The following is a 17,232-nucleotide window of genomic DNA, read 5'->3' on the forward strand; positions in this document are numbered from 1 at the left end:
GTGGAGCGGGGGGCCGGGCGGCGGCGCGGGCGGCCTTGGCGGCGCGGGACGCCTCGAGGTACGCCATCGCGTCGGCCAGGCGGAAGCGGCGGTGCGTTCCGCGGTACTCGACCGGGATGGTGCCCTCGTTCGCCAGCCGCAGCAGGTAGGTCGCGGAGATTCCGAGCAACTCGGCGGCCTGCGAGGTCGTGAGCAGTGCATCCGTCGACCCCACTACCACCGACTGCCCGTCGGCGAAGCGTTGCAGCAGGTCGACCACGGCGTCGCGCACGCCCGCCGGAACCGCGACCGGCACGCCGTCGACGACGATGGTGCCGTTGGGGCCAGCGGTGGTCGTGTCGCCGTCGGTTCCACCCGAGTGGATGCCCGCCAGCGCCACCCCGATGCGCTTCGCGGCCGCGGGGTCGACCGCTTCGGCAGCGCGTTCCCTGAGCAGTGGCATGCGTACTCCTCCCGTCGCAGCGCCCGCAGGCGCGCCTCCATCGTAGGACGCGACCGCGGGCAGGGCGCCGCCGCGTGCGGTGTCGGCGGCGCCGTCTACACTCGGGCCATGACCCCGCGACCCCGCAGTTCGAAGGCAGCGCCGCCGCCCGCACCGGCGCACGTCGACTTCGCCGGCGTGCCCGCCGCGCGGCTCGCACGGGCCCCCATCGACGGGCTCTTCGCCGGCGACAGTCGGGAGCGCGAACACTACGACGGCGGTGACGCGGGCGCGATCGAGCTCGCGGGATGCTCGTTCCTCGAGTGCCGCTTCACCGGTGTGACCCTGACCGACGCCGAACTGCGTGGCAGCCGGTTCATCGAGTGCGAGTTCGTGGCGCCGTTCGCCCACACACTGAAAGCGGCGCGCACGACGTGGCGCGACATCCGTATCGAGAACCCCCGCTGGGGCTCTGCCGAGCTCTTCGACGCCGAACTCGACTCCGCACACCTGCACGGCGGCAAGATCGACTACCTGAACCTGCGCGGCTCGCGGCTCTCCAATGTCGTCCTCGAGGAGTGCACGATCACCGACCTCGACCTCGGTGAGGCGAGAGCGTCACGGGTGGCGCTGGTGAACTGCCGCATCGGCACGCTCGACGTCACCCGGGCATCTTGCGGCGGTGTCGACCTGCGCACGAGTGAGTTCCAGGCCGTTCACGGTGTGGCAGGGCTGGCGGGCACGATCGTCGACGACCTGCAGTTGACCCAGTTTGCGCCCCTGTTCGCCGAACACCTCGGGGTGCGCGTGCAGGGTTGAGCGCACGTCGATGCGGCGGGCGGCATTCGTTAGAGTTGGTGCCGAACGCTCTGCGTTCGTGCCCCCTGAAACCGCCGATCCACGTTTATCTGTAGGGAACACCCCACCATGGCCCAAGAGCCCCGCGAACAGTCTCGCCTCGACGCCGTCATCGCCCTAGCCCAGCACCGCGGGTTCGTCTTCCCGTCGGGCGACATCTACGGCGGAACCCGGTCGGCGTGGGACTACGGGCCCCTCGGCGTCGAGCTCAAGGAGAACATCAAGCGGCAGTGGTGGAACACCTTCGTGCGCGGGCGCCGAGACATGGTCGGGCTCGACTCCGCGATCATCCTGCCCACCGCCGTGTGGGAGGCATCCGGGCACGTCAAGGTGTTCAGCGACCCCCTGACCGAGTCGCTCGTGACGCACAAGCGGTACCGCGCCGACCACCTGTTCGAGGCCTACGAGGCCGAGCACGGGCATCCGCCGGTCAACGGGCTCGACGACATCCCCGACCCTGAGCACCCGAAGAAGGTCGGGCAGTGGTCGCCGATCCGCCAGATGAGCGGGATGATGAAGACCTACCTGGGCGTCGTCGACGACGAGACCGGGCTGCACTACCTGCGGCCCGAGACGGCGCAGGGCATCTTCACCGACTTCGCGGCCGTGCTGCAGACCTCGCGCAAGAAGCCGCCGTTCGGCATCGGCCAGATCGGCAAGGCGTTCCGCAACGAGATCACGCCCGGCAACTTCATCTTCCGCACGCGCGAGTTCGAGCAGATGGAGATCGAGTTCTTCGTCAAGCCCGGCGAAGACGAGGAGTGGCAGCAGACCTGGATGGATCTCTGCTGGGCCTGGTTCACCGATCTCGGCATCGACCCGACGAACATCCGCTTCTTCGAGCACCCGAAAGACAAGCTGTCGCACTACTCCAAGCGCACGGTCGACATCGAGTACAAGTTCGAGTTCACCGGTAGCGAGTGGGGCGAGCTGATGGGCGTGGCGAACCGCACCGACTACGACCTGAAGACGCACTCGGAGTCGTCGGGCAAAGACCTGTCGTACTTCGACCAGGCGACCGGTGAGCGGTACATCCCGTACGTCATCGAGCCGTCGTTCGGTCTGACGCGCGCGCTGATGGCCTTCCTGGTCGACGCGTACGACGAGGAGGAGGTGCCGAACGCCAAGGGCGGCACCGACAAGCGCGTCGTGCTGCACCTCGACCCGCGACTCGCACCCGTCACGGTGGCCGTGCTGCCGCTCTCGCGGAACGAGGCGCTCTCGCCTCTTGCGCGGCAGGTGGCAGACGACCTGGCCGGTGAATGGAACATCGAGTTCGACGACGCCCAGGCGATCGGCCGGCGCTACCGCCGATTCGACGAGATCGGCACGCCGTTCTGCGTGACGGTCGACTTCGACTCGCTGGAAGACGCGGCCGTGACGGTGCGCGACCGCGACACGATGCAGCAGGAACGCGTGCCGATCGCCGAGCTGCACACCCACCTCTCGGAGCGCCTCCGCCGCGCCTGACGCGTGCACGCGGGGCGCGGGCGCCTGCCGCTGCGGATGCGCGTCGGCCCCGCTTTGCGAGGCCGACGCGTCAGAGCAGGGTGAGGCGCTTCGTGAGACGGTCGACCTGCTTGCGGGGGCCGACGATGCTGAGCGCACTGGCGTGCAGGTCGGCCGCCGGCGTCGTGGCGAGTTCGGCGAGGTACCCGTCGTAGACCCGGTTCGTCTGCGCGGACTGCGGCATGTCGGTGAGGTAGACGGCTGCGTGCGGGGCCGCCGCTCCATCTGCGGGTGCCTGTGGCGCCGCGTCGGCGAGTGCGCGAGCCGCCTCCCGCACGGCGAGCAGCTCCGCGGCCGTCGCGCCGAGGATCGAGCATCCGGCCCACGGCAGGCCGGGGTGGTGCGAGCCGTCGGCGTCGGTGCCGCCCGGCCCGAGCATCCCGCCCACCGACGCGCCCACCGAGGCCGCCACGCACGCGGCCGCGTTGACCGCGAGCCCCGCGGGCAGGTCGCGGTCGACGATGATGACCCACTTGAGACGGGCCGACCGCGTCGATTCGCCGGTGGCGATCTCGTGTACTTCGAAGGCGGGGGCGGATGCCGGGGCTGTCGTACTCATGAGATCCTCTGTTCGTGCGGTCTGGTTGGCTCATGCTAGGCAGGCATACGATTGCATGACAACTCAGCCGTACGTCATACGGAAAGGATGCTCCCATGCCGGTTCTCGATGAACTTGATCAGGCGATTGTGCGCGAACTGCAGCGAGACGCTCGGCGCACCAATCGCGACATCGCGGCCGCTGTCGGGGTGTCGCCGACGACCGCGCTCGACCGAACCCGCAGCCTCCGTGAGCGAGGGGTGATTGCCGGAGCGACCCTCGAACTCGACCTCGCCGCGGTCGGGCGCCCCGTGCAGGCGATGATCGCCGTGCGCATCCGCCCCCCGTCGCGGCGCAACATCGAGGGGTTCCGCAACTGGGCCCGCGGGCTGCCCGACGTGCTCGGGCTCTTCGTGACCAGCGGCACCGAAGACTTTCTCCTGCACCTGGCCGTGGCCGACAACGACGCGCTGTATGCCTTCGTCATCGACCGGCTCACCGAGCGGCCCGAGGTCGCCGATGTGCGCACCTCGGTCGTCTACGAGCACCTGCGGAACACGAGCATCCAGCCGCTCTGAACCGCATCCAGCCCCTCTGGGCCGGAGGTGGCGACCCGATGGTGCTCGCCCGGTTGACACGAAAAGGTTGTGAGAGCACAATCATTGTGTGCTTACAACTGTCGAATCGACCGGAGGCGTCGCCCGGCCTGCGAAGACCCTCAATCGCGAGCTGCGAACCGGCAAGAAGTCGCCCAAGGGCCTGGTGCTCGCGATCTGCTGCCTGAGCCTGTTCATCGTCTCGATGGATGTCACGATCGTCAACGTCGCCCTCCCCTCCATCCGAGTCGACCTGGGCGCGTCTGTGCCCGACCTGCAGTGGGTCGTCGACGGCTACACCCTCACGATCGCCAGCTTCTTGCTGCTCTCGGGTTCCATTGCCGATCGGTTCGGGCGGCGTCGCATCTTCCAGCTCGGGCTCGTCGTCTTCAGTGTCGGCTCGCTGCTCTGCAGCATCGCCCCCAGCATCGGCTTCCTGGTGTTCGCGCGAGTGCTCCAGGCGCTCGGCGGGTCGATGCTGAATCCGGTCGCCATGTCGATCATCACGAACACCTTCACCGGTGCCAAGGAGCGGGCCCGCGCCGTCGGAGTCTGGGGAGCCGTGCTGGGCGTGAGCCTCGCGTTCGGCCCGCTGGTCGGCGGCGCACTCACCGAGACGGTCGGCTGGCGCTCGGTGTTCTGGGTGAATGTTCCGGTCGGCCTGGCGGCGATCATCCTGAGCGCTATCTTCGTGCCGGAGTCGCGGGCGGCGGTCGTTCGCAAGCTCGACCCGCTCGGCCAGCTGTTCGTCATCGTTGCCCTGGTGTCGCTGGTCTTCGGCCTGATCGAGGCGCCGCGACAGGGATGGTCGAACCCCCTGATCATCGGGCTGTTCGCGCTCACCGTGGTGGCGGTGGCCCTGATCATCCGCCACGAGGGCCGCGCGGCCCAGCCGTTCGTCGACCTGCGATTCTTCCGGAGTGTTCCGTTCAGCTCGGCGACCATCACAGCGGTCTGCGGGTTCGCCGCCTACGGCGCCTTCCTCTTCGTCAATGCGCTCTACCTGCAGAACGTGCGCGGGCTCTCGGCCTTTCACACCGGGCTCTACATGTTGCCGCTCGCCATCGCGACGCTGGTGTGCTCGTTGCTCTCGGGGAGGTTGGTCGCCCGGTTCGGAACGCGCCCCTCGCTGCTGCTGGCCGGCTCGCTCATCGCCGCCAGTGCGCTGGTGCTGACGACGCTCACCGTCGACACGCCCGACGTCGTTCTCCTCGGCGCGTACGTTCTGTTCGGCCTGGGCTTCGGGATGATCAACGCACCGATCACGACGACGGCGGTGTCGGGCATGCCCCGGTCGCAGGCGGGTGTGGCAGCGGGGCTTGCGTCGACGAGCCGCCAGACGGGGAGTTCGATCGGCGTCGCCCTGGCCGGAACGGTCACCGCAGCGGGTGCCGCCGGCGCCTCGGCGACGATCGGGCCGGAGTTCGCCCTCGCGACGCATCCGCTCTGGTGGATCGCGGCGGGCTGCGGGGCCGTGATCGTGGCCCTCGGCATCGCGTCGACGACGGCATGGGCGAAGCGCAGCACCGAGCGCATCTCGCACCTGCTCGCCGAAGACGACGCCGAGAGTGCCGAGGGCGCCGCGAACGACGAGCGCACCGGGAACGACGAGCGCACCGGAAGCGCCGAGCGCGCCGGCGACACCGCGAAGACAGGGAGTGCCCCCTCATGACGACCGATGCCGACGAGGTCTGGGCGACGATGCTCACCATCGTCACGCACAACCTCGAAGACTGGCGACGTGTGGTCTCCGAACAGGTCGGTCTTCCGTTCAGCAGGGTGCGGGTCATTCGCCGGCTCGTGGCACAGCCCCTGACGATGGGGCGCCTGGCGGAGGCCTCGGGAATGGATGCCCCCGCCGCCAGCGTGGCCGTCAACGACCTCGAGCGTCGCGGCCTGGTGCAGCGGGCAATCGATCCGTCGAACAGGCGGGTGCGGATGGTCGCCCTCACCGATGCGGGCCACGAGATGGTCGCGCGCGTGCAGCGGGTGCGCCCGGCGGCGCCGGCCGAGTTCTCGGCGCTCGACGACGCCGACCTCGAAGCGCTGTCGGGCATCCTGAGCCGTGTCGCCGAGGCGGCCGATCTGGCGCACGCCTGACGTCGGTGCACGCTGCGGCGCACCCGGCGCCCGGCCGCGCGCCCGGCGCCTGTGCACGACGCCGCGCACCCGGCGCCCCGGCCGGAGTAGCCTCTCTGCAGAACCGCTGAACCTCGACCACCACGGGAGACCCGACATGCGCGCAGTGCAGTACGACACCTACGGCGAACCCGATGTGCTGCACGTCGTCGACGCGCCCACTCCGACGCTGAAGCCGAACGAGGTGCTGGTCGCCGTGCAGTTCGCCGCCGTGAACCCGTTCGACAACAAGCTCCGCTCCGGCGCCATGGCGGGAATGGTGAAGGTGACCTTCCCGGTCACGCCGGGCAGCGAGATCGCCGGCAGAGTGGCGGCCCTCGGCAGCGAGGTGCAGGGATCGGCGGTCGGCGACGAGGTGTTCGGCTGGGCCACAGGGGCCTACGCCGAGTTCGCCGTGGCGCTCGCCACCGGGGTCGCACCCCGCCCTGACGCACTGCCGGCGGAGGTCGCCGCCGCCCTGCCTGTCGCCGGCGAGGCCGCTCTCCGCGGGCTTCGCCTGCTCGAACTGCGGGCCGGCGAGACCCTACTGATCCACGGCGCGGCGGGAGCGGTCGGGTCGATCGCGGTGCAGCTCGCGGTTGCGCGCGGCATCACCGTCATCGGAACCGCCAGCGAGCGCGACGCAGAGGCCGTGCGCGAACTCGGCGCGCATCCCGTTCGCTACGGCGACGGGGTGTTCGAACGGGTGCGCGAGCTGGCACCCGACGGCGTCGACGCCGTGCTCGACATCGCCGGGGCCGGCGATCTGCCGGGTTCGATCGAGCTGGCCGGTGGCACGGAACGCGTCGTCACGCTCGCCGACTCCGCGGCGACGAGCCTCGGAGTAACGTTCTCGTCGGGCGGGCGGAAGGACCAGACCCCGGATGTTCTGCGGCAGCTGGCAGACGCCGTGGTCGACGGGTCTCTGGTGATCGCGCCGGCCCGGCACCTGCCGCTCGCCGACGCCGCGGAGGCGCAGGCTCTCGTCGCCGCCGGCGGGCGGCGGGGCAAGGTGCTGCTCGACCTCTGACGGCCACGGCAGCGCGCCTCGCTGTACGGGGTAGCTGGCGTCGTGCAGCCCGCCCCGCCTGTTCGCCGGGCTCAGACCAGGTCGGCGAACTCCGGCAGGTCGGCGCCGAAGGGGCGCCCTGCCAGCTCGGCCCACGAGCGTTGCAGTACCTCGATGGCACGTCGGGTGTCGCCGGGTGAGTAGTTGATCGGCAGCCGCAGAAAGCGCTCGAACGCCCCATCGGTGCCGAAACGCGGCCCGGCGGTGAAGAGCACCCCATGCGTTCGGGCCGCCAGCACGAGCTGCGAACTGATCGGGCGGCCGACATTCACCCAGGCGCAGAGACCGCCGGCGAGCGGTGGGCGCCGCCACTCGGGCAGACGCTGTTCGAGTGCCGAGTAGAGCACGTCGCGCCCGTCGCCGAGCTGGCGCTGGCGGGCGGGGAGGAGCTCGGCTGTGCGGCGCACCAGGCTGGTCGCGACCAGCTGTTCAAAGACCGGCGTACCGATGTCGACCGACGCGCGCGCTGCGAGCAGACGGCGGATCACGGCTCGCTCGGCCCGGATCCATCCGATGCGGAGCCCGCCCCAGAACGTCTTGCTGGTCGAACCGATGAGCACGGCATCCCCGTATGCCGCAAGCGGCATGTAGGGGTCGCCCGCGACCGCCGGCCGGTCGATGTCGAGTTCTGCCGTCGTCTCGTCAGCGACGAGCACGGTTCGGGTCGCTGCCGCGGCCGCAACGAGCCGCCGACGGAAGCCGGGCGTCATCGATGCCCCGGTGGGGTTGTGGAAGTCGGGCATCACGTAAGCGAGGGCCGGGGCGGACTGCGCGAGCGCGTCGAGCAGAGCATCCTCGTTCCAGCCGTCGTCGACAGAGACACCGACGGGAACGAGGCGGGCTCCGGCGGCGAGGAGCGTGTCGGCCGCATGCGGGTAGGTGGGTGTCTCGACGACCACGCGATCACCGCGGGCGACGAACGCGCGGGTGATCAGGCTGAGCGCGCTGAGCGCCCCGCCGGTGACCATGATCTCGCCGGGCTCGGTGGGCAGGCCGCGCTCGGTGTACCGGTCGGCGATCGCCTCGCGGAGTGCGGGCAGCCCATGCAACTCGAACCCGAGCGTGTCGAGAAGCGGCGCCACGTCGGCCGCGGCCTGCTGGATCGCTTCGCTGACGCCTGCGGACGCGGGCAGCGCTGCCTGGGTGAAGTTCAACAGGGGTCGGTCGGAATCGACCGCCGTGTCGCGCGATGCTGTCGACGCGACGAATGCGCCCCGCGGGCCTCCGCCGCGTTCGCCGTCGTGGGTGTCGGCCGGGATGCGCGTCATGCTGCCGGAGCCCTGCACGCTGGTGAGGTACCCCGCCTCGCGCAACGCACGGTATGCCGCGGCCACCGTGCTGCGGCTGAGTTCGAGCCGGGCGGCGAGTTCCCGCTCGGCGGGCAGCCGGGAACCGACGAGGATGCGCCCGTCGAGTACCAGCAGCCGTATCCGGTCGGCGAGTGCGCGGTAGGCGGCGCCCTCGCTCTGCCAGTGACCGAGCAGGGCCGAGAGGGAACGGGCGGTCAGCTGAGCAGTGGTCACCAGTCCACTGTACGCCGATTGGAGTGTTGTCACCATCCAATATGCCGACTTTACTGGTCCCAAGGCCTCCAACACGGGTGCTTTACCGTCGAACACGCGGAAATTGGAGTGCATATGATGGTCTTCCTCATCGTTCTTGGCCTGATTGGCATGGTCGGGATCTGTCTCACCCTCCGAGCCGTGACGACCGATGGATACCGACAGATCGAGACACGGGCCGGGTACGATTCCCGGTGCGGCACGAAAGGAACACACTGATGCGCTTGAGGGACTTCAGACAGGTCGACGTCTTCTCCGCCACGCCATATCGCGGCAACCCGCTCGCGGTGGTGCTCGACGGGAGGGATGTCGACGACGAGGCACTGGCCGACTTCGCCAACTGGACGAACCTCTCAGAGACGACTTTCGTTCTGCCGCCGAGCCCCGAGGCTGCCGCGGCCGGAGCCGACTACCACGTGCGCATCTTCACGCCGAGCCGGGAGTTGCCGTTCGCCGGGCATCCCACTCTCGGCACGGCCCACGCGTGGCTGGAGGCCGGCAACGAGCCGCGCGATCCGGCGGCCGTCGTGCAGGAGTGCGGGGTCGGCCTCGTGCGCATCCGCCGCGAGGGTGAGCGGCTCGCCTTCGCCGCGCCCGAGCTGCTGCGGAGCGGCCCCATCGACCCCGCCGACCTGGCCGAGCTCACGGCCGTGCTCGGCATCGCGCCGGCAGACGTCGTCGATGCGAACTGGGTCGACAACGGCCCCGGATGGTCGGGGTTGCTGCTCCCGTCGGCCGAGGCCGTGCTGGCGCTCGAGCCGGACTTCGCGGCCCTCGGCCGGCGTTCCATCGGCGTCGTGGGGCCGTACGCCGCTGCCGCCGGCGCAGATGGTGACGACAGCGCCGCGCCGGACGCTGCGGACGCCACCGCCCCCGCGACCCCGCACTTCGAGGTGCGCGGCTTCGCCGGCAGTGCGGGTGTGGGCGAAGACCCGGTGACTGGCAGCCTGAATGCCAGCCTCGCGCAGTGGCTGATGGCGGCGGGCCACGCTCCCGACCACTACGTCGCGGCACAGGGCACCCGCCTCGGTCGCGCGGGCCGCGTGCACCTCGACCGCGTCGACGGCCAGGTCTGGGTGGGCGGGGCCAGCACCACCTGCATCGCCGGCACCGTGCTGCTCTAGCAGCGGCGGTACGCGCCCGGCACCGCCGCCCGCTCCGCGCACCGGCGCGGGCCGGGCGCCGGCGCAGAGCCGCCAGCGCCGAGCCGCCCGCGGCCGACGTGGGAAGATGAAACGGTGACCGCCGCCCACCCCGACCCGCAGCAGCAGCGGCAACAGGCCCCGCGGCGCCGGCGGCGGCGTGCGCTGGCCGCCGCCGCGCTGGTGCTCCTGTTGTTCGGCGTCTCCGCTGCCGTCGCAGCCGTCGTTCTCACCCAACGTCCGCCCGAGCACAGCGCCCTGGCCGACGCCACGCCGGGGGAGTGGTCGAGCATCCCGCTCGCGGCGCCCGCGCTGAACGGCGACGGATCGGCGTACGACATGTTCGTCCGGCCCGGCTCCAGCCGTGATCTCGTCGTGTTCTTCGGCGACGGGGGCCTCAACTGGAACGAACTCACCACCGCCGAACCGATCACCCCGCAGTCGAGCCTCTTCGGCGGCGGCAACTTCTTCTACGACTCCGTGCCGTTCCACCAGCCCGCGAGCCTCGGCGGTCTGCTGCGACCGGATGCCGCGGCCCCGTTCGCCGCGTCGACCATCGTCTACATCCCGACCACGACGGGCGACCTCGGGGTGGGCGATGCGAAAGCCGTCACGATGACCTCCGAGACGGGTGACTCGGCGACCGCGGACTTCAATGGCTACAACAACACCCGCGCCGCCCTCGACTGGGTCTACGCGAACGTCGCCGACCCGACCAGCGTGCTCGTCGCGGGCGCCGGCACCGGCGGCCTCAACGCCGCGTTCTGGCTCGGTGACGTCGGCGCGCACTACGACAGCGCCCCGCTCTTCGAGTACTCCGACAGTTCGTACGTGACGGCCGCCGCGCTCGCCGGCACGATCGACCCCCTGTGGACCACGCAGTTCAGCGCCCGGTTCGGTTTCGAGCCGACGAACGACCCGCTGCGGGCGGCCGTCACGCACAACGGCAAGCTCTTCGGCGACCGACTGCGCACCCTCCTCTCCCAGACGACGCTCGACCGCACCCTCGCCGGCTTCTCGGTCGGCATCGACGACGGGTACTACACCCCCCAGGCCGGCGCCGACTGGAACTACGCGATGAAGGCGTCGTTCCGGGCGGTCACGGCTCTGGATGCCCGTACCTCCGTCTACGTCACCGACACCGGCGCCGATGCCAACGGCGAGACACGCCACGTCATCTCGACGGTCGACGCCTTCCAGAACGACCGGCAGAACGGCGTCACCGCCGAGGAGTGGCTGGCCGAGGCCGTGCAGGGCGGGCATCCGGAGTCTGTCGGAGCCGACCTCCTGAGGCAGTAGCGCCACCGCCCGAGGTGGTTGACTTGTCGAATGGATGCTCCCCTCGACGTTTCGGCCTACATCGACGACTTCACGCAGTACCTCACGGCGTCGCCCTCGTCGTACCACGCGGTGGCCGAAGCCGGCCGCCAGCTGACGGCCGCCGGATTCACCCGGCTCGACGAGACCGAGCCGTGGCCGGTCACGGCCGCAGCTGCCGCCACGGCCGCCGCCGCCGCCGAGGGTGAGCCCGGTCGCCACTTCGTCATCCGCGACGGCGCGATCATCGCCTGGCTCACCCCCGCCGGTGCCGGGCCGTCGACCCCGTTCCGCATTCTCGGGGCGCACACCGACTCGCCTGGCTTCAAGCTCAAGCCGAAGCCGACGACGGGTTCCGCGGGCTGGCTGCAGGCCGGGGTCGAGATCTACGGCGGGCCGCTGCTGAACTCGTGGCTCGACCGTGAGCTCGAGCTCGCCGGCCGCGTGGTCACCCGCGACGGCCGCGAACTGCTCGTACGCACCGGGCCCTTCTTGCGCATCCCGCAGCTCGCGATCCACCTCGACCGTGACGCGAACACCGGCCTCACGCTCGACCGGCAGCGCCACACCAGCCCGGTGTTCGGGGTCGGCGACCTCGGCCGGGCCGATCTCGTCGACCACCTGGCCGGGCTCGCCGGGGCGGAGCTCACCGGTGCCGACATCGCCGGTTACGACATCCTCACGGCCGACACGGCCACCCCGGCACGGTTCGGGCTCGACGGCCAGCTCTTCGCCGCCGGGCGCATGGACAACCTGACGTCGGTCTACGCCGGGCTCCGCGCTCTGATCGAGACGAGCGCGCTCGCAGCGGGCGCCGGGTCCGCCGCGTCGGCTCCGGATGCCGCGACCGGCGCCGCGCACATCACCGTGCTGGCGGCCTTCGACCACGAAGAACTGGGCTCGGAGTCGCGTTCGGGGGCGAGCGGGCCGTTGCTCGACGACATCCTCACCCGCATCTCGGCCGGGCTCGGCGCGTCGACGGAGGAGCGCCTGCGCGCCTACGCCGCCTCGTGGTGCCTCTCGGCCGATGCCGGCCACTCCGTGCATCCGAACTACCCCGAGAAGCACGACCCCGTGAACCGCCCGATCGCCGGCGGCGGCCCGCTGCTGAAGATCAACGCCAACCAGCGGTACGCGACCGATGCGCACGGGGCGGCCCTCTGGGTGGCGGCCTGCGCCCAGGCGGGGGTGGCGTACCAGGAGTTCGTGTCGAACAACACTGTTCCGTGCGGTTCGACGATCGGGCCGCTCACCGCGACGCGCCTCGGAATCCGCACCGTCGACGTGGGCGTGCCCCTGCTCTCGATGCACTCGGCCCGCGAGCTGGCCCACGTGAACGACCTCGCCGCGCTCTCGGCAGCCATCCGCGCCTTCTTCGCTCCGCGCCCCTAGTACCCCCACTTCGGCCGTTCGCTTGGCCCCGGGGCCGCCGGTACCTACTGTGGGATCGGCGCGTCGGGGGACGACGCGGTCGTCACGGGGGAGTACAGCATGCAGAACAGGTCACGTCGCGGAGCGCTTGTACCATCGGGGAGTGGGATGCTCGGCAGAGCCCTCACCGGAGCCGCCCTCGCGGCCACCGTCGTCACCGCGCTCGCACTCGCGGGCTGCAGCGCGGGCACGACGGGCGCAGCGGGCGCCTCAGCCCAAGTCGTGAGCGCCTCCGTCGCGGTCACCCCGCCCGCGGGGGCGCCTGCGACCCCGTCGCCGACGCCCACCGCTGCTCCCGCGCCGAAAGTCACCCACGCGACCGTCGCCTCGACTGTGGAGATTCCGTTCGGCACCGACACGACAGACGACCCGTCGCGCGCCGTCGGGGAGTCGGCCGTCGTTGCCGCAGGCAGGAACGGTACGAGGACGCAGGTGTGGGACGTGGCATCCCTCGACGGCGTCGAGACCGGCCGCACCCTGGTGTCGGAGTCGACCACCGCAGAGCCCGTCACCGAGGTGACCGCCGTCGGAACGAAGCAGCCGGCACCCGCGCCCGTGCCGGTCGCCGAGGATCAGGCGGCCGACGAGCAGTCCGGCGGGGCCGGCTGCGACCCGAACTACGAGGGTGCCTGCGTGCCGATCGACAGCGACGTCGACTGCGCAGGGGGCAAGGGCAACGGCCCCTCGTACGTCGAGGGCCCGGTCCGGGTGGTGGGTGAGGACATCTACGGCCTCGACGGCAACGACAACGACGGTATCGGCTGCGAGTGACCCGAACGACGAGAACGCCCCCTGCCTGCATACCGCGGTATTCGAGCAGAGGGCGTTCCGAGAGCCCCGAGGGGCTGGCGTCACCTAGTTTTTGAAGACGTCTTTGACGTTCTCGCCGGCCTTCTTCGCGCTGGCGCCGGCCTGGTCGGCCTTGCCCTCGGCGACCTTCGAGTCGTCGTTCGTGATGTTGCCGACAGCCTCCTTCGCCTTACCGGCGAGGTCCTGCGCGGCGTTCTGGATCTTGTCTGCTGCACTCATGAGGAGCACCTTTCTTTGTTGGGGTTGTGGAGAGATGAGACGTGGGGGTCAGGCGAGGCGGGTCGCACCGGCGGTGCGCACCCGGAACCCTCCGCTGACCTGGATGAGCGCCGGGATGCTCGACCCCAGCAGCTCGTCGAGGGCGAGCAACTGTGCTTCGACGAGGTCGCGGGCGTCGGCGGGGGAGACCCCGCGTCGGCACGAGACCGAGACTTTCAGAACCGATGAACCCTTCACAGCGTACGTCGAGACGTGCGATGCCACGAGCTCCGGATGCGTCGCGAGGGATTCCTGCAGCAACTGCTCGGCCACGGCGGAGTCGACCACGGTGCGGCCGTGCTCCGTCGGCTTCTCTGAGAGCAGCGTGCGGGTGTGGCCGCCGCCCTGCCGGAAGATGAAGACGACGAACAGGATGACCAGCACCAGCAGCAGGGCGGCCGCAGCGAGCCAGAGCCAGCTGTGACCGGTACCACCGAGCGGTGTCGCCTTCAGCGCTTCGGTGACCGAGGAGACCACTCCGGGAGCCTGCTCCGTGTACCCGTCACGGACGGACGCAAGTGCTCCGACGGCTGCGGCAGAGAGACCGGCCGCGAGCAGCACGAGCCCCGCGAGCAGGATGACGGCGCGGTTCGCGCCACGGTTGGTGCTGTTCATGCGCCGACCTTTCCCTCAGTGCTGATGATGACGCGCGAACGGATGCTCGGCTTCAGGTCGTACGACCGGAGCTGCTCATCGACAGCGGCCGTCACCGCAGCGGCGTCGACTGCCGCGCCTGACGCCGGGGTGACCCGCACGACGGCCGTGCGGTGCGACACCGACACGCTCGTGTTGTCTGCGCTGGTGTGGGCGGCGCTGGCGGCGTGCCGGGCCAGGGCCGAGGCGATGACCTCGTTGTCGATGACCGTGGCCGCACGCTCGGAGGTGAGGGTGTGCCGCGCCCGGCGGGCGCCCGTCACCGCGACGATGACCAGTACGAGCCCGATGATCGCCGCGACGATGCCGCCCGCGATCAGGGTCCACGCCGGGTAGGCCGGGGCGTTGACGACGGCCTGCGCGAGGGCCTGGGGCGCCACGAGCAGCGGGGCGAACCCGAAGGCACGCAACACGAACTCGGTTCCGAGGTACGCCAGCACGAGAATGGCGAGCACCGCGAGAACGATGGCGAGACCCGACAGGGGAGAGTGCGTCTCGCGCCGGTTCAGCCGGCGATACAGAGGGGTGGTGCTCATGAGACGCGCTTCCCTTCCTGAATGTCGACTCCGGTCAGCCGCACGGTCACGGTGTCGATCGACGAACCACTGAGTGCCGTGGCGCGGGCCCTGATCTGCTGTTGTGCGGCGGCGGCGCGCTCGAGCAGCGTGCCGCCCGTGCGTTCGACGAGGGTTCGATCATCCTGAACCCGCGACAGCGATGCCACACGGAGCGGAGACCGCACCGTGACGGCGAGCTTGCCGGCCGAGTCCGCCAGATCGACGGAGACCGCACGCGCCGACACGCCCAGCGCCTCGGCGGCCACCGCGGCGACCAGGCGGTTCAGGGCCTTCTCGGTGATGCGCGTGCGGCCCGCTGCCGGCCGGTCGACGGCGCGGGGCGCGGCCGGCGTGAGGGCCGCCGGCCGCGGAGCCGTCACCGTGCTCATGATGACGAACGCTTCCCTCTGAACGCTCCGGCGAGGGCGGAGAGGTCGAGCTTGCCGTCGAGCACGCGGCCCACGAGCGCCCCGATCGCCATGGCGACGGCGACGAAGAAGAACGCCCAGAACCCGAACACGATCCAGGTCAGTGCGAGCACGGCACCGATGACGATGCCGGTGCGAGTGGCGGTGGAGGTCATGACTACTGAACCCGCGCTTCGGTCTCAGCGTCGGCCGAGTCGTCGACCGACGGAATGAAGACGTCGTCGACCGTGACGTTCACTTCGGTGACCTCGAGGCCGACGAGGTTCTCGATCGCCTCGATGATCGACGAGCGCACGTTGTCGGCGACATCCTGCAGCGGAACCGGGTACTCGGCGACGATGATCACGTCGACGGCGACCTGGGTCTCACCGACCTCGACGCTGATGCCCTGCGACAGGTCTTTGTTGTTCATCGCGTTGCGGATGGAGCCGATCACGCGGGCGGCGCCGCCGCCGAGGGCGTGTACTCCGCTCACCTCGCGGGCCGCGATTCCGGCGACCTTGGCAACGACACTGTCGTTGATGGTGGTCTTGCCGATCGCGGTCTCGGCGGTGGGGATCGTCGACGTCGTGCTGATCGTGGCCGGCGTGACAGTGGCGGGGGTGGTGGTGTTTGCCATGACGTACTCCTTGGAGGTGATTGCAAGCCCCGAGATCTTCCCGGGGCTGTTGTGCGATAGTCACTAGTGAGACGGAGCTGCTCCGGCATTCGTCACACGTGTACGAGATTTTTTTTCGGCCCAGCCCGGTGGCCGACGATTCTGCGAGGCGAAGGGGGGCCCGATGGATGCTCGTTCCGTACCATCGCTCGTCGACGCAGACGACCGCACCCTCGCGGGCCGTGCCGCCGACGGCGATGTGCGGGCCTTCGAGGCTCTCGTGCGGCGCTATGGCCCGCTGATGCGGGCCTACGCGACGCGCGTTCTCGGGTCGAACGATGAGACCGACGATGTGGTGCAGGAATCGTTCATCACTGCCTGGCAGCAGCTGTCCACCCTGAGCGACCCGGGTGTCGTCAAGAGCTGGCTGATGCGCATCGTGAGTCGCAAGAGCATCGACCGCATCAGGGCCCGCAAGCTGCACGTCGACATCGACGACCACGAGCAGGAGGCTCCGACGGAGGCGACGCCGCCCCGGGTCGCCGAGGCGCGTTCCCGCGAACAGGCGCTCAGCCGGGCGCTGGAGGCGATGCCCGCCGAGCAGCGCCAGTGCTGGATACTCAAAGAGATCGCCGAGTACAGTTACGACGACATCGCCCGGGAGCTCGACCTGCCCACGTCGACCGTGCGCGGACTGCTGGCTCGGGCGCGCAAGAACCTGATCCGTGAGATGGAGGCGTGGCGATGACCGACGACCTCGAACTGGAGGGTTTCGAACCCGCCGATCTCGACGGGCACACCATCGAGCAGCTCAGTGACTACCTCGCGGCCGGCCGCCAGCCGTTCGATCCCTCGATCGAGTCGTCGCCGGGCTGCCAGATCGCGCTCGCGGCCATGGTGCGCCTGCGGTCGGTCTCGCTGTCGCTGCTCGAATCGGAGGCGGTCGACGAGCCCGCCCGCGATGACAGCTGGGTCGCGGGCATCCTGAACAGCATCGGCCTGGAGGCGCAGGCGGGGCGGAGCATCCCCATTCAGCACCCCTCGGGCAGGGCGTCGCTCAGCCTGACCGAGGGTGCGGTGCGCGGGCTGGTGCGCGCGGCCGGCGACTCGGTGACGGGCGTTCTCATCGGTCGCTGCACCCTGCAGGGCGATGTGACGGTGCCGGGTTCGCCGATCACCGTGCTCGTCGATGCGAGCGTGTTCTGGGGCGAGCCGATACCGACGGCCGCGGCGAAGGTGCGCGAGGCGATCTACGCCGAGCTCCTGCGGCACACCGAACTGAACATCGTGGCGATCGACGTGACCGTTCACGATGTGCACCTCTCGCGAAGCCTGGGTGAACCGAGTACGGAAGAGATCGAGTGAG

Annotated in this window: 21 protein-coding genes; 12 read left to right on the plus strand and 9 right to left on the minus strand. The window is 70.3% G+C overall.

The genetic code is table 11. From position 1 onward, the window contains the following. Window positions 1-442, minus strand: a 442-nt coding sequence (locus tag C5B96_RS00890; RefSeq protein ID WP_104242029.1) for a helix-turn-helix domain-containing protein, incomplete at its 3' end; no start/stop codon positions are given. Between the two features lie 108 nt (window positions 443-550). On the opposite strand from C5B96_RS00890, the gene C5B96_RS00895 reads away from it, so the two are divergent. Further along, window positions 551-1,240: a pentapeptide repeat-containing protein gene (locus C5B96_RS00895; RefSeq protein WP_104242031.1), complete on the plus strand. Its 690-nt coding sequence runs from the start codon at window positions 551-553 to the stop codon at window positions 1,238-1,240. A 108-nt stretch (window positions 1,241-1,348) separates the two neighbouring features. Further along, window positions 1,349-2,749: a glycine--tRNA ligase gene (locus C5B96_RS00900; RefSeq protein WP_104242033.1), complete on the plus strand. Its 1,401-nt coding sequence runs from the start codon at window positions 1,349-1,351 to the stop codon at window positions 2,747-2,749. A 70-nt stretch (window positions 2,750-2,819) separates the two neighbouring features. Here the strand turns inward: C5B96_RS00900 and C5B96_RS00905 are convergent, their stop codons facing one another. After that, complete coding sequence (locus tag C5B96_RS00905; RefSeq protein WP_104242035.1) at window positions 2,820-3,347, minus strand: DUF2000 domain-containing protein; 528 nt, start codon at window positions 3,345-3,347, stop codon at window positions 2,820-2,822. A gap of 95 nt (window positions 3,348-3,442) precedes the next feature. Between C5B96_RS00905 and C5B96_RS00910 the strand changes: the two genes are divergently transcribed. The 4 genes from C5B96_RS00910 to C5B96_RS00925 all read left to right on the plus strand — a co-directional run bounded on the left by C5B96_RS00910 (window position 3,443) and on the right by C5B96_RS00925 (window position 7,070). Then, window positions 3,443-3,904 (plus strand): Lrp/AsnC family transcriptional regulator, encoded by a 462-nt coding sequence (locus C5B96_RS00910; RefSeq protein WP_104242037.1) that lies wholly within the window; start codon window positions 3,443-3,445, stop codon window positions 3,902-3,904. A gap of 88 nt (window positions 3,905-3,992) precedes the next feature. Continuing rightward, window positions 3,993-5,594 (plus strand): MFS transporter, encoded by a 1,602-nt coding sequence (locus C5B96_RS00915; protein WP_233188909.1) that lies wholly within the window; start codon window positions 3,993-3,995, stop codon window positions 5,592-5,594. Further along, complete coding sequence (locus tag C5B96_RS00920; RefSeq protein ID WP_104242039.1) at window positions 5,591-6,022, plus strand: MarR family winged helix-turn-helix transcriptional regulator; 432 nt, start codon at window positions 5,591-5,593, stop codon at window positions 6,020-6,022. Before C5B96_RS00915 ends, C5B96_RS00920 begins: the two co-directional genes overlap by 4 nt. Before the next feature lie 136 nt (window positions 6,023-6,158). Continuing rightward, window positions 6,159-7,070, plus strand: coding sequence for an NADP-dependent oxidoreductase (locus C5B96_RS00925; RefSeq protein ID WP_104242041.1), 912 nt, complete (start codon window positions 6,159-6,161; stop codon window positions 7,068-7,070). A gap of 71 nt (window positions 7,071-7,141) precedes the next feature. On the opposite strand, the gene C5B96_RS00930 is transcribed toward C5B96_RS00925, so the two are convergent. Further along, window positions 7,142-8,632 (minus strand): PLP-dependent aminotransferase family protein, encoded by a 1,491-nt coding sequence (locus C5B96_RS00930; RefSeq protein WP_104242043.1) that lies wholly within the window; start codon window positions 8,630-8,632, stop codon window positions 7,142-7,144. Window positions 8,633-8,889: 257 nt separating this feature from the next. On the opposite strand from C5B96_RS00930, the gene C5B96_RS00935 reads away from it, so the two are divergent. The 4 genes from C5B96_RS00935 (at window position 8,890) to C5B96_RS00950 (ending at window position 13,332) form a co-directional block, all read left to right on the plus strand. Beyond that, a complete protein-coding gene (locus C5B96_RS00935; protein WP_104242044.1) occupies window positions 8,890-9,795 on the plus strand; it encodes a PhzF family phenazine biosynthesis protein in 906 nt (301 codons plus the stop codon). Window positions 9,796-9,909: 114 nt separating this feature from the next. Then, on the plus strand, window positions 9,910-11,112 hold the full coding sequence (locus tag C5B96_RS00940) for a hypothetical protein (RefSeq protein ID WP_104242046.1): 1,203 nt from the start codon (window positions 9,910-9,912) through the stop codon (window positions 11,110-11,112). 30 nt (window positions 11,113-11,142) lie between these two features. Then, window positions 11,143-12,522 (plus strand): M18 family aminopeptidase, encoded by a 1,380-nt coding sequence (locus C5B96_RS00945; protein ID WP_104242048.1) that lies wholly within the window; start codon window positions 11,143-11,145, stop codon window positions 12,520-12,522. 147 nt (window positions 12,523-12,669) lie between these two features. Then, window positions 12,670-13,332: a G5 domain-containing protein gene (locus C5B96_RS00950; protein WP_146078056.1), complete on the plus strand. Its 663-nt coding sequence runs from the start codon at window positions 12,670-12,672 to the stop codon at window positions 13,330-13,332. Between the two features lie 84 nt (window positions 13,333-13,416). Here C5B96_RS00950 and C5B96_RS00955 read toward each other — a convergent pair whose 3' ends face one another. The 6 genes from C5B96_RS00955 to C5B96_RS00980 are packed head-to-tail and all read right to left on the minus strand — an operon-like array spanning window position 13,417 to window position 15,887. Further along, window positions 13,417-13,590 (minus strand): CsbD family protein, encoded by a 174-nt coding sequence (locus C5B96_RS00955; RefSeq protein WP_104242050.1) that lies wholly within the window; start codon window positions 13,588-13,590, stop codon window positions 13,417-13,419. A gap of 48 nt (window positions 13,591-13,638) precedes the next feature. Beyond that, entirely contained in the window at window positions 13,639-14,244 is a 606-nt protein-coding gene (locus C5B96_RS00960; RefSeq protein WP_104242052.1) for a hypothetical protein, read from the minus strand. Further along, window positions 14,241-14,819 (minus strand): DUF6286 domain-containing protein, encoded by a 579-nt coding sequence (locus C5B96_RS00965; protein WP_104242054.1) that lies wholly within the window; start codon window positions 14,817-14,819, stop codon window positions 14,241-14,243. Before C5B96_RS00965 ends, C5B96_RS00960 begins: the two co-directional genes overlap by 4 nt. After that, window positions 14,816-15,229, minus strand: coding sequence for a hypothetical protein (locus C5B96_RS00970; RefSeq protein WP_199176512.1), 414 nt, complete (start codon window positions 15,227-15,229; stop codon window positions 14,816-14,818). The genes C5B96_RS00965 and C5B96_RS00970 overlap by 4 nt, the downstream gene beginning before the upstream one ends. After that, window positions 15,226-15,423, minus strand: coding sequence for a DUF2273 domain-containing protein (locus C5B96_RS00975; RefSeq protein WP_104242056.1), 198 nt, complete (start codon window positions 15,421-15,423; stop codon window positions 15,226-15,228). Before C5B96_RS00975 ends, C5B96_RS00970 begins: the two co-directional genes overlap by 4 nt. A 2-nt stretch (window positions 15,424-15,425) precedes the next feature. Next, on the minus strand, window positions 15,426-15,887 hold the full coding sequence (locus tag C5B96_RS00980) for an Asp23/Gls24 family envelope stress response protein (RefSeq protein WP_104242058.1): 462 nt from the start codon (window positions 15,885-15,887) through the stop codon (window positions 15,426-15,428). Window positions 15,888-16,050: 163 nt separating this feature from the next. On the opposite strand from C5B96_RS00980, the gene C5B96_RS00985 reads away from it, so the two are divergent. Continuing rightward, window positions 16,051-16,614 carry an RNA polymerase sigma factor gene (locus C5B96_RS00985; RefSeq protein ID WP_104242060.1) on the plus strand — a complete coding sequence of 188 codons (564 nt, stop codon included), beginning with the start codon at window positions 16,051-16,053 and terminating at the stop codon, window positions 16,612-16,614. Then, the gene (locus C5B96_RS00990) at window positions 16,611-17,231 is read left to right on the plus strand and encodes an Asp23/Gls24 family envelope stress response protein (protein WP_104242062.1); all 621 of its coding nucleotides are present in this window, start codon (window positions 16,611-16,613) and stop codon (window positions 17,229-17,231) included. Before C5B96_RS00985 ends, C5B96_RS00990 begins: the two co-directional genes overlap by 4 nt. Window position 17,232: the final 1 nt, after the last annotated feature.

The sequence above is a fragment of the Subtercola sp. Z020 genome (assembly GCF_002931235.1).
Taxonomy (GTDB): Bacteria; Actinomycetota; Actinomycetes; order Actinomycetales; family Microbacteriaceae; genus Subtercola.